This is a genomic window from Kitasatospora aureofaciens (assembly GCF_019192735.1).
GTDB classification, from domain to species: Bacteria; Actinomycetota; Actinomycetes; order Streptomycetales; family Streptomycetaceae; genus Kitasatospora; species Kitasatospora aureofaciens_A.
In genome coordinates, this window is record NZ_JAHTKP010000022.1 from 114,231 (window position 1) to 125,567 (window position 11,337).

At 69.6% G+C, this 11,337-nt stretch carries 9 protein-coding genes and 1 pseudogene; 6 read left to right on the forward strand and 4 right to left on the reverse strand.

Annotated features, from left to right (window positions below; genetic code table 11):
• Window positions 1-12 precede the first annotated feature (12 nt).
• The 3 genes from KV557_RS22205 to KV557_RS22215 form a co-directional block, all read right to left on the reverse strand.
• Window positions 13-1,569 (reverse strand): FAD-dependent oxidoreductase, encoded by a 1,557-nt coding sequence (locus KV557_RS22205; protein ID WP_218202901.1) that lies wholly within the window; start codon window positions 1,567-1,569, stop codon window positions 13-15.
• Window positions 1,570-1,743: 174 nt separating this feature from the next.
• Window positions 1,744-3,363, reverse strand: coding sequence for an alpha/beta hydrolase (locus KV557_RS22210; RefSeq protein WP_218202904.1), 1,620 nt, complete (start codon window positions 3,361-3,363; stop codon window positions 1,744-1,746).
• 167 nt (window positions 3,364-3,530) lie between these two features.
• Window positions 3,531-3,863: a hypothetical protein gene (locus tag KV557_RS22215; protein ID WP_218202906.1), complete on the reverse strand. Its 333-nt coding sequence runs from the start codon at window positions 3,861-3,863 to the stop codon at window positions 3,531-3,533.
• Window positions 3,864-4,009: 146 nt separating this feature from the next.
• Between KV557_RS22215 and KV557_RS22220 the strand changes: the two genes are divergently transcribed.
• The 3 genes and pseudogenes from KV557_RS22220 to KV557_RS22230 form a co-directional block, all read left to right on the forward strand.
• Window positions 4,010-4,672 carry a TetR/AcrR family transcriptional regulator C-terminal domain-containing protein gene (locus KV557_RS22220; RefSeq protein WP_218202909.1) on the forward strand — a complete coding sequence of 221 codons (663 nt, stop codon included), beginning with the start codon at window positions 4,010-4,012 and terminating at the stop codon, window positions 4,670-4,672.
• 165 nt (window positions 4,673-4,837) lie between these two features.
• Window positions 4,838-5,791, forward strand: coding sequence for a molybdopterin-dependent oxidoreductase (locus KV557_RS22225; RefSeq protein WP_218202910.1), 954 nt, complete (start codon window positions 4,838-4,840; stop codon window positions 5,789-5,791).
• A 118-nt stretch (window positions 5,792-5,909) separates the two neighbouring features.
• Window positions 5,910-6,140, forward strand: a pseudogene (locus KV557_RS22230) (transposase); the annotation flags it as partial.
• A gap of 41 nt (window positions 6,141-6,181) precedes the next feature.
• On the opposite strand, the gene KV557_RS22235 reads toward KV557_RS22230, so the two are convergent.
• Window positions 6,182-7,399: a GNAT family N-acetyltransferase gene (locus KV557_RS22235; RefSeq protein ID WP_218202912.1), complete on the reverse strand. Its 1,218-nt coding sequence runs from the start codon at window positions 7,397-7,399 to the stop codon at window positions 6,182-6,184.
• 408 nt (window positions 7,400-7,807) lie between these two features.
• Here KV557_RS22235 and KV557_RS22240 point away from each other — a divergent pair, with 408 nt between their 5' ends.
• The 3 genes from KV557_RS22240 to KV557_RS22250 all read left to right on the forward strand — a co-directional run bounded on the left by KV557_RS22240 (window position 7,808) and on the right by KV557_RS22250 (window position 10,602).
• The gene (locus tag KV557_RS22240; RefSeq protein WP_218202914.1) at window positions 7,808-8,392 is read left to right on the forward strand and encodes a TetR/AcrR family transcriptional regulator; all 585 of its coding nucleotides are present in this window, start codon (window positions 7,808-7,810) and stop codon (window positions 8,390-8,392) included.
• Window positions 8,393-8,471: 79 nt separating this feature from the next.
• Window positions 8,472-9,818, forward strand: a complete 1,347-nt coding sequence (locus KV557_RS22245) for an MFS transporter (protein WP_218202917.1) — start codon at window positions 8,472-8,474, stop codon at window positions 9,816-9,818.
• A 25-nt stretch (window positions 9,819-9,843) separates the two neighbouring features.
• Window positions 9,844-10,602, forward strand: coding sequence for an SDR family NAD(P)-dependent oxidoreductase (locus KV557_RS22250; RefSeq protein ID WP_218202920.1), 759 nt, complete (start codon window positions 9,844-9,846; stop codon window positions 10,600-10,602).
• Window positions 10,603-11,337: the final 735 nt, after the last annotated feature.

Here is an 11,337-nt window from a genome sequence, read left to right on the forward strand (position 1 = left end):
CAGCCCAACCAGTCAGCCCTTCGGCAGGATGATCGACTGCGCGTGGCGGAACACCCCCTTCTCGTCCCAGTACTTCTTGGTGCTCTGCAGCCGCGCGTAGTTCCCCTTGTAGTACAGCCGCGGGTAGGCCGGGTTCTTCTGGTCCGCCGTGCCCAGGTCGACGTCCGGGTAGTTGACGTAGGCGCCGTCGGTGTCGGTGTCGATCTCGGGCACGCCCCCGGTCTCCTGGTAGACGTCCTGGTACAGCCCGCTGAGGAATTCGAGGTGGTCGGTGTCCTGCGACTCGTCCGTCCAGTACGTCTGGTACTGGAGCTTCATGATCGAGTCGCGCTGCGGGATGGCAGTGTCCTCGGGCTTACGGGCGTTGATCCGGCAGCCGTAGGAGTCGATCTGGACCAGGGTCTGCTTCAGGTCGACACCTTCCACGTCCTGCGACAGCCAGTCCCAGAAGGCGTCGATCTGGACCTGGCTGAAGGGCGTTCGGTGGTAGGCCGACTTGTACTTGCCGCGCTGGTTGTCGCCCGAGCCGTTGAGCGTCATGGTGGCCTGGAACCACGGCATCTGCCGGTGCTTCTCCGGGTAGGCCAGGAACAGCCCGCCGGCGCTGTGGGTCTGGACGGTCGCCCGGGTCGCCATCCCGTCCTCGATGGCCGCCACGAAGTCCTCCAGCGGTCCGGGGTCGTCACCGTCCCACTGGCTCACCAGGACGACGTTCCCGTTGGAGCGGTGGGTGAGCTTGAGGAGGGTGAACAGGCCCTGGTAGACGGGTTCTTCGACCCCGCTGTGCGCCGCCAGGAAGGCGCCGTAGTTCTTGAGCAGCGTCTCGAAGTCCGAGGGCCGCTCGATGAGGTCGTCCCAGGACCAGGCGATGCTGCTGACCCAGACCCGGGGCGGCGGCTTCGGGATGCCTGACGCGAAGTGGTAGCGCAGCACGACCCCGAAGTTCCCGCCGCCACCCCCGGTGTGGGCCCAGAAGAGGTCCCGCTCGGGCGAGCCCTTCGGGTCGTCCCGGTGGGCCTTCGTCACCACGGCGGTGCCGCCCCGGACGGTGACCACGTCGACCTGGACCAGGTGGTCGACCGTCAGCCCGTCCCGCCGGGACAGCAGCCCGTACCCGCCGCCGCAGATGTGCCCGCCCGCGCCGACCGAGTAGCAGGAGCCAGCGGGCACGGTGCGGGCGTACTCACGGAACAGCCCGGTGTAGACGTCCCAGTTGGTGGCGCCGCCCTCCACGCAGTACGTCTCCTTGCCGAACTTGTCGGTCGAGGCCTCGACGCCGCGCATGGTGCTGAGGTCGAGGATGACGCCCCCGTCGTTGTCGACGAACCCCTCGTAGCAGTGCCCGCCGCCCCGGACCGTCGGCCGCAGCCCCTGGTCGAGCGCCCGGTTCAACTCGACCACCGCGTCGGCCTCGTTGCCCACCAGGCGGATGTACGCCGGGGTACTGCTCCAGCGCTGGTTGAAGCCCTGGCTGAGCGTCCGGTAGCGGGGATCGTCCGGCCCGACGGACCGCCCCTTGGGCAGCTCGCGGATATCCCCCACTGCCTCACGCGAGAACTCTCCACGCATGACCGACCCTCACTTTCCCGCATCGAGAAGCTGGCGTCGGCACGCTAACACGGGCCCTGAAAACAAGGAATCCGTTTACGAATTAGTGTGACAGTCACTCATTTTCCTGAAACCAAAGATGTGGTGGCCGGCAAACGCCGACCACCACATCCCCAGAGATCGGATACCGGGCTGTCAGACCGCCGGGAACGGGTCCAGGTCGGGCTTCAGCAACTGCCCGGCCTGCGGCGGCCTCTGGTCCACCAGGTAGCGGGTGACCAGCTCGTTCAGGGCCTTGCTGCGGCCGACCGCGCAGTGCTCGATCGAGTCGACGCTGACCAGCACGGCGTTGCCCAGCTCCTGCTGCATCCGCTGCGCGAACTTGTACTGGGTGGCCGGGTCGTAGAGGTTGCCGATCACCATCACGGTGTTCGCGCTCTTCTTGTTCCACGGGCCGGCGTAGCGCTCGGCGTCGACCGCCGGGGCCGGCCAGCTCGCGCACGCGGGCGCGTCGAAGGCCTGGTACCGGCCGAAGGTCGGGGCCTCCTTCTCCCACTTCCGGGCGGCGTTCGCGAAGGCCCGGTCGTTCGACGGGTACGGCTTGTCCTGGCAGTTGACGGCCAGGTAGGAGTCGTCACCGGTGTACGGCGAGTCCGCCGGGGCCTCGCGCAGCGCCCGCGGGACGCGCACCGCGAGCTGACTGGCGTCGTCCGCAGCCGTCGCCTTCGGGGCCATCAGCGTGGGCGCGCTCGGCTGCTGGACGACCTGGTACAGCGCCTGCAGCTGCTTGGCCAGGCCGGCCAGCCTGGACTGCGAGTACAGCGCGTTGGCGACCTGGCCGGTGAAGGTGCTCAGCGTCACCTTGGAGCCGTCGGGCAGGGTGACCGGGCTGGTCCGCAGGTGGTCGCGGAGCCCGTCGAACTTGGCCCGGGTGTCGCCCTCGCCGAAGGCGCAGCGCGGGGCGCCGGCGGTCTGGCAGCGCTTGAGGAACTCGTCCAGCGCGAGCTCGAAGCCGCCGGCCCGCTGGCGGTCGTACTCCATGCCGTCGGTGAGGCGCAGCTCCGGGTCGACGTTGCCGTCGACGATGATCGCGCGCACCTTGTTCGGGTACATGCTCGCGTACGTCGAGCCGATCAGGGTGCCGTAGGAGAACCCGGCGAAGGTGAGCTGGGCGTCACCCACGGCACGGCGCATGCGGTCGAGGTCGCGGACCACGTTGATGGTCGACATGTGCTCGATCAGCGGGCCGGCGTTCTTGCTGCACGCGTCGGTGTAGTCCTGGTCGGCGTCCAGGGTCTCGTTGATCTCGGCCTTGGTGACCGGCACACCGACCGCCCGGCTGTTGACGGCGTCGGCTTCTTCCTGGGTCTTGAAGCACTTGAGCGGGTTGCTCCGGGCCACACCGCGCGGGTCGAAGCCGATCAGGTCGAAGCGCGACTGCACCTCGTCGCCGAAGCGGGTGGTGGTCGCCCACAGGTAGCCGCTGCCGCCCGGGCCGCCCGGGTTGAGGAACAGCGAGCCGATCCGCTTCGACGGGTCGCTCGCCCGGCGGCGCATCATCGCGATGCCGACCTTCTCGCCGTCCGGGTTGTCGTAGTCCAGCGGCACCGGGTAGACGGCGCAGTCATAGATACCGGGGTCCGGCTTTGACGGATCAGGGTTGCAGGGCGTCCAGGCGACGGGGTCGACCTTCGCCTCGGCCGCCGCCGCGCCGGGCGTCCGGTCGATCGGCGCCGCCGAGGCCGCGACGGCACTGCCGGTGACGAGAGCAAGCGCGGCGGTGACCGCTCCGGCCAACGTGGATATACGGGACAAGGAACCTCCTCCGGAATGAAAGGGCGGCCTCAGCCTGTCAGCCGAAGATCCCGGTGGGAAGACCTTGAAGGTCCGTAAATGTTCCGCACATCATCCCCGCGCGACGCCGGAATATTCTGTGAATAACCAGACTTGACGGTTGATTGACCTGATGAGACGTCGCTCGGCTACCCGGCGATCGGCCGGGAGAGGTCATCCTCGGCGACCACGCGGTAGACGGCGTTCAGGGTCGGCGGGCCGACCAAGTCCTTGATCCGCTCGTAGCGGCGCTCCTCGACCGGGGCGAGCCGCTCCGCCCACGCCTGGACGTCCGCGGGCTCGTGGTCGCCCTCGATCAGCGCGATGGTGATGATCTCCCGTGAGTCCTCCAGCCCCAGTGCGGTGATCACCCGGGTGCGCGGGTCGTCCGGCAGGGTCTCGTCCGGGAGCCAGCCCCGGCGGAACTCCCCGTACTCCACACCCTCGTTGAGCTTGCGAACCATGACGCCGACGAGCTGCACGACTTCCTCCCGAAGAGTTTTCTTGCACTGCAAGAACGCTGTGTCCGCTATTGTTTTCTTACACCGCAAGAGATGTCAAGACCGCCACGGTCCGGACACCGGGCGCGCGGGCCCACAGGGAGCATGGGGAGTCGGAGGAACAGCGGATGCCGAGCAGACGCGCACGCCCGAGAACGGGCCTGACCCGCGAGAAGGTCATCGACGCGGCACTCGCCTTCGTCGACGAGCACGGCCTCGCCGCGCTCTCCAACCGCAAACTGGGCGCGGCCCTCGGCGTCGAGGGCATGACGCTCTACTACTACGTGCCCAGCAAGGCGGCCATGCTCGACGGCATGGTGGAGCGCCTGCTGGAGCTGTCGGCCGGCGACCTCTTCGCCGAGCCCGCCGGCCAATGGACCGACGTGGTGCGCGAGTTCGCCGTCGCGCTACGCCGGATGCTGCTCGACCACCCGGCGATGCTGACCGTGCTGGCCACCCGCCCGGCCGCCACCCCGGCCGCGCTCGCGCTCCTCGAACGCGGCATCACCGTGCTGCGCGAGGACGGCGTCCCGCTCGGGGACGCGCTGGACGTGCTCAACGCCGTCGTCTCGTTCACGCTCGGCCACACCCTGGCCGAGGCCGGTGAGACCCCGGGCCATGAGGGCACCGAGCCCGACCCGGGCCAGTTCTCGACGCTCGACCCGGCGACCTACCCCCAGCTGGCGGAGGCCCTCGGCACCGGCACCGGCCTCGACGCGGAGGCCCGCTTCCACCGGACCCTGCACATCCTGCTCGCCGGCTTCGCCGCCGAACTCGACGGGGCACGATGAGCGCGGGCAGCGCCGTCGGGCCCTCCGGCAGCCACGGGTGTCCACCGCCACGCCGTGGATCAGTACGTACGTTGCTCGGCCGGTGCCAAATCGCACGCGCGTTCCCCCCTTCGTCCGTTAGCGTCCGTCACTGAACCTACGGATCATGACAGGCGGATGTGACAAGTGAGCGAGAAGACTCCTTCGGGCGACCCGACGGCACCCGACGCCTTTCTCACCCCGGTCGAGCACGTCTTCGTGCGCAGCCACCTCGGCGCGCCCCCGGAACTCGACGCCTCGGCCTGGACATTGACGGTCGAGGGCCTGGTGGACCGTCCCCTGCGGCTGGACCTGCCGGCGCTGCGCGCCCTGACGCAGACCCGCCTCACCGCCGTCCACGAGTGCTTCGGCAACCCCTTCCGCCCCGACGTGCCGACCCGCGCCGTCGCCAACCTGGACTGGTCCGGCGTCACGCTGTCCACCGTCCTGGACCTGGCGGGCCCGCGCCCGGACGCCCGGCATGTCTGGTTCGAGGGCGCGGACACCGGCACGTTCGCGGGCGAGAGCGAGGTGACCTACCTCAAGGACCTCCCCTTGGCGCAGGCCCGCGCCGAGGTCCTCCTCGCCCACACCATGAACGGCGAACCGCTGCTCCCCCGGCACGGCTTTCCGGTGCGCGCGGTGGCGCCCCGGATGTTCGGCACCAACTCGGTCAAGTGGCTGACCCGCATCGTGCTGGCCGCCGACCGACCCGACCACATGTTCACCACCCGCTTCTACACCCGCACCCTGCCGGGCGAGAGCGAGCCCGGCCCGGTGCGCGAGATCGACGTGAACAGCAAGCTGCTCACCCCGGGCGACGGCCGGCGGGTGCGGGCCGGAGCGTGCGAACTGGCGGGCCGTGCCTGGAGCTTCACGGAGGTGGTCGCCGTGGAGATCGCCGTGGACGACGGCCCCTGGCAGCCGGCCGTCCTGGAACCGCGCGGCCCGCACCCCACGTGGCAGCGCTTCGCCCTCCCGTACGACCTCGCCCCCGGCCCGCACCGCATCCGCAGCCGCGCAACCGACACCGTCGGCCGGGTCCAGCCGCCGACCGGTGCCAGGAACGCGGTCCACGAGATCGAGGTGGTGGCCTCCTAGTACTCCAGTGTGACTTCGTGATCTATCCGGTTGCGAGTCGGTGTCGGTAGTGGCTGCGGCGGGCTGTGGCCTGGTGGTGTCTGCGCCAGTTTGACCAGGTCAGCAGTCTGTCCTGGAAGGCGAACACCTCACCAACTGGATCACCGAGGCCACGGCCTCTGGCCTGTCCGGGATCAGCAGCTTCGCCGCAGGCCTGAACAGCGACTACGACGCGGTCGAGGCCGGGCTCACCAGCCACTGGAACTCCGGCCCCGTCGAGGGAGCCGTAAACCGGATCAAGATGCTGAAACGACAAATGTTCGGACGGGCGGGCTTCCCGCTCCTACGCAAGCGAGTACTTCTCGCCTGACGCTGTGTGACCAGCGCGGTCCAGTCTCTGCAACCGCGCGGTCAGAACCAGTGCAGGCAGTGCGGGGTGCGTTCGGCGCGGAAGAGGATGTCGGCGCGAGCCGCCACGTCGGGGTGGTGGGCGTGAATGTGGCCGGCGCGGACGAGGGTGCTCGGGGTGGTGCCTCCGAGGTAGATTGCGCCCAGGTCGCGGACGTCCAGGGAGAGGTCGGGCTCGCGGTCCGTGGGGACGCAGTCGGCCTTGCCGTCCTGGACAGTGAGCAGATAACGGCCGTGCTCGGCGAGGAAGGGGTCAGTGACGTCGAGGACGAGCTCGCCATCGCTGAACCAGCCACGGGCGGTCAGGGCGCGCGGAATGTCGAGGAGCCGGACCCAGAGCCAGTCGGTCTCGCTGCTCTTCTGGCCGGCGTTGAAGTCCGTCAGCTGCCAGCGCAGCGGGTGGTCCGGCGGGACGTGCTTGAAGACGACCTCGGTGACCAGGTCGTGGCCGAGGGCGAACCGGGCCAGAGCGGTGGCGGCGGTGTCGTTTGTTGCGATCGTCTCGTCGATGGTCAGGGTGCCCGCGTCGTCCAGGTAGTAGGTCGCGTAGCCGTCCGGGACGTCGCCGGCGTCACGGTGGACAGCCACGTAGCGCGGCGCCGGGGCGACCGGGGGCATGCCGGCACCCAGGGCCCACCAGCGGTGCGGGCGGGAGATCGCGCCGGGCTGGGCGCGGCGGTAGCGGTCGTAGAGCTGCTCCAGGAGCTCGCCGCAGTCGGCGCGGTTCAGTACCTCGACCGAGCCGCTCTCCGGGGTGTGGGCTTCCGCCCGGGGGGTGCTGAGGGCGGCGCGGTGGCGCGGAACGGTCAGCCGGCCAGTGTACGTGGCCGGGCCGTAGCCGAACCTGCCGTAGATCTGGGACTCGGAGGCCAGCAGTACAGAGAGGAACTCCCCGCGGCTACGGAACGCGGCTAGCTGATGCCGCATCATGGCAGTGAGTACACCCTGGCGTCGGTGCGTGGGCAGGACGCCGACCGCGGTGACCCCAGGGGCCGGCACGATGGTCCCGCCGGGGAGGGTGAGCTCGAAGGAGTAGGCAGTGGCGGTGCCGACAGGCCGACCGTCCTCGGTCCGGGCGAGCATGCAGCGGTCCGTTTCGTACGCCGCCCAGAACACTCCGCTGCCGTCTTCGTTCGGGGTGTCCGGGAAACGGGCGAATGCGACGTGGGCGGTGGCGACGAAGAGGTCGCGCTCCTGGTCGGTTATGGTGCGGATTTCCATTTGTGCGGTGGCCTCCCCCGGTGAAGGGCACCACGACGCGTGGTGCCCCGCCACATTGGAGTCATGATCCGTGGCGGGTGCAACCGGATTTCGGTCGGGGCGGTCGGGTGACGGCTCAGCGCGCGCGGGTGATCAGGGTGGCGTCGACCGGGCTCGTTCCGGCTCCTCCGGCCACTGGACCCCATCCCGTTCGGACACTCCCAGCTTCCCGCTCCTATGCAAGCGGCGGCCTTCTGGCGCAACGCTGCGTGGCCGCGTCACACAACCTGGGCCAGACCCCACAATTCTCCGTCTCTCGCGCGACGGTGTACCGGATCCTGGAGCGCGTGGGAAGTTGGGAGCCCTCACAGGTCTGGCCACGGCACATTTATTTGACCAACCGTTCTAGATAAGCCTATGATGTTCGACGTGGCCAGGACCAAGGAATTCGATCCTGACGCCGCACTGCAGGCGGCCCTTGAGCTGTTCTGGCGGCGCGGCTACGAAGCGACGTCGATGTCGGACCTCGTCGAGCACCTCGGCATCGGCCGCGCCAGCATCTACGCGACCTTTGGTAGCAAGCACGAGCTGTATCTCAAGGCCATGGACCGGTATGCCGAGATGCGCGACCCGGCTCTCCTTGTCGAGCTGTCCCAGCCGGGCCCCGCACTGCCTGCGGTGCGGGCGGTGGTGCGCCGCTTCGCCGCAGAGGCCGCCTCCCCGGAAGACCGGCTGAACGGCTGTTTCGTCACCAATACCGCAGCTGAGCTGGCCCCTCACGACCCTGCGGCGGCCCGCCGGGTCGAGATCAGCTGGGAGCACGTCGAGACCCCGCTGCACTCTGCGCTCGTACGGGCCCAGGCTCAGGGCGAGCTGCCCGAGGACCACGATCCGCGTGCGCTGGCCCGCATGCTGCTCGTCCTGCTGCAGGGGGTACGGATCGTCGGCAAGGCGTCGAACGATCCCACTCGGGTACGGGACGCAGCTGAACAGGCCCTGGCCCTGCTGGACTGACTCACACCCACCGAAACCACCGGGCTCCCTTCCGCACGCCCAAATAATGAACCGATCGGTCAAATATCAGGAGGACGGCATGACTGCCACGGGCGCTACCCGCGTCGCCCCTATGCAGCAGCGATACGCCTTCGTCCTCCTCGGTGGCGTCCAGACCACGTTGATCTTCACGCTCGCTGCGCTCGCCATACCGCTGCCCCTGATCGGGCGCGAATTCGACCTGGAGCGCGCCGACTTGATCCTGCTCAGCGCTGCCTACGGACTGGCCTTCGCCGGGCTGCTGCTCTTTGGCGGACGCCTCGCGGACCGCTACGGCGGGCGGCTTGCCCTCACCGCAGGCCTGGTCCTCTTCGCCACCTCCTCGGCTGGCGCCCCGCTCGCTCCCGGCATTGGGACACTGCTCGCAGCGCGCTTCGCGCAGGGCGCGGGGGCGGCTCTGATCGCGCCCGCCGCCATGGCCGTACTGCGTGCCGTCTTCCCCTCCCCACCCGCGTACGGCAGGGCGATGGCCACCTGGGGCGGGCTCTCGGTACTCGGCGCGACCGCGGGCAATCTGCTCTCCGGCGTCATCTCAGCGCTGCTGTCTTGGCGTTGGACCTTCGCCGTGCCGCTCGTGGTGGCCCTCGCAGCTCTCGCCCTCACGTTCCGGCTGCTGCCGGACACCACGCCGAGCCGGGGCAGGACTCTCGACCTGCCGGGTGCTCTGCTCGCTACCGCCGGGATCACCCTCGCCAGTTACGGGCTCATCGTCACCGATACCCGCCCCTGGTCGTCGGGCGGCGTGCTCGTGCCGCTGCTCTGCGGGGCCGCGCTGCTGGTCGCGTTCTGGTACGCCGAGCGCCGCACCCGCGACCCACTGCTGCCGCCCAGCTTCCTGCTCGGCCGACAGCGGGTCCTCGCTCTCGCGGCGATCGCACTGAGCGCTTGCGGAACCGCGATGACTTTCGTGGTCCTCTCGCTCCGGCTCCAACAGGCGCGCGACTGGACACAGCTGCAGACCTCGGCGGCGTTCGTACCGTTCGCTGTTGCGCTGATCGCCTCGGGCCGGGCGGCAGGACCGCTCATCGGCCAGTACGGGGCCCGAACCGTCACAGCGGCCGGGCTCGGCACCGGTGCGGCCGGGCTCGCCCTCCTCGCGCTCACCGGGATCGACGCGCACATCTCATACGGGTATGGACTGCTGCCGGGCCTCATGCTGCTGCCGGCCGGCACGGCGGCCTCCTTCGCGGGAGCCGCCGTGCTCGCCACCGAAGGTGTGTCGCAGCAGCAGGCCGGGCTCGCGGGCGGCGTGCTGAACACCGCGATGGAATTCGGCCCGACCGTCCTGTTCGCGATCCTGCTCACGCTCGGCAGCGATGCCTCGTCGCTGGCCGCAACAGGGGCCGCTCTCGCTGTCGTGGCCCTCCTGAACCACCGCACGAAGTAATCCATCACTTAAGGGAGCCACCGAAATGAACCGCTTCACCGGAAAGACTGTCCTCGTCACCGGCGCAGGCTCCGGCCTCGGCCGCGCAATCGCGCTCGCCTTCGCCGCCGAGGGCGCATCCGTGGTCGCCGCGGGACGCACCGCGGCCTCCCTGGACGAGACGGTCGGTCTCATCGAGGCCACCGGCGGCACGGCCACCGCTGTCACCGCCGATGTCACCGACTCCGGCCAGCTCCGGAACCTCGTACGCGAGAGTGTTACCCGCTTCGGCGGACTGGACATCGCGGTCAACAACGCCGGAATACTCCGCGGCACCGGACCCGTCGGCGAGGTGAGCGAGGAGGACTGGGACGCGGTGCTGCGAACCAATGTCACCGGCGTCTGGCTGGCCATGAAGCACGAGATCGCGCACATGAAGGGAAACGGTGGCGGCGCCATCGTCAATATCTCCTCCAACCTGGGCGCACACCTGCGGATCCCGAACGTCGCCACTTACATCACCTCAAAGGCAGCGGTCTCCGCGCTGACCCGCGCTGCCGCTCTCGACCACATCCACCAGGGCATCCGCATCAACGCCGTCAGCCCCGGCGCCTCCGCGGCTCCCATGTCGCTGCGGCCCGGCGAGACCGAGGCCGACCGTGCCGAGCGAGTGAAGACTGAAAACCCGCTCGGCCGGGTCGCGGAAGCCGAAGAAGTGGCGGCCGCGGTGCTCTACCTGGCCTCGCCCGCGGCTGGCGCGGTGGTGGGCGCCGACCTGGTCATCGACAGTGGATCCTCGGCCTGACGGTTCGTAGGCTTCGGCGACACTTCCCCGGCACAGAGCTTCGCCACGACGGGCCGGGGCGCGAGCCACATCCGGACCAGAGCGGCCGCACTGCGGTGCCGCTGGCGCCAACGGCGGCCCGGATCACGGGCCGGTAAGGGCGCGCGGGAGCGGAGGCGGCAACTCCGCATCCGCTGGAGTCACTTCGGTGGCAATCCCTCGCCCCCGCGCCCCGTCCGGTGTCGCCACGCCCTCGTCCGGCACCGCCCCGAGCAGAACACCGTCCCGCCGGGTGCTCCAGCCCCACCGTCCACGACGTCCCGCACTCCGGGCACATCGCACGGCGGTCTTCCCGGATCGCGGTTACCCGGGCGCGCGAGCGCCGTACGGACGCCAGTGCGCCAACCGGCACCGAGCGTCGCAGAACACCCTCTCCGGCCGGGCGCCGGACGGCAGTCGGCCCCCGTAGCCAGGGCATCGCCGCTCACCAGCTCCGCTCTCCACCCGGCCAGGGTAGAAGCTGCTTCACCCTGCCGACGACGTGTCAGGTAACCCTCGCAAGCAGGCTCTAATACTCCAGCAGGACTTCGACGTTTTGCCTGTTCAGAGGCTGCGCGTGGTGAGTGTAGGGTCGTGTCCCATGAGGTGGTGTAGTGGTCGTGCGCCAACAGTCATGAAGTAGGCGGGAGTTCGTCGCGACCGGGGTCGGCGGGGTAGATCCTTTCCATGCTGGCCTCGGGCAGGTAGCGGCGGGGG

Coding starts and splice junctions, on each gene's coding strand:
- KV557_RS22245 (WP_218202917.1), top strand. CDS start 8,472: ATGACTGCCACGGGCGCTACCCGCGTCGCCCCTATGCAGCAGCGATAC.
- KV557_RS22220 (WP_218202909.1), top strand. CDS start 4,010: ATGCCGAGCAGACGCGCACGCCCGAGAACGGGCCTGACCCGCGAGAAG.
- KV557_RS22235 (WP_218202912.1), bottom strand. CDS start 7,399: ATGGAAATCCGCACCATAACCGACCAGGAGCGCGACCTCTTCGTCGCC.
- KV557_RS22250 (WP_218202920.1), top strand. CDS start 9,844: ATGAACCGCTTCACCGGAAAGACTGTCCTCGTCACCGGCGCAGGCTCC.
- KV557_RS22205 (WP_218202901.1), bottom strand. CDS start 1,569: ATGCGTGGAGAGTTCTCGCGTGAGGCAGTGGGGGATATCCGCGAGCTG.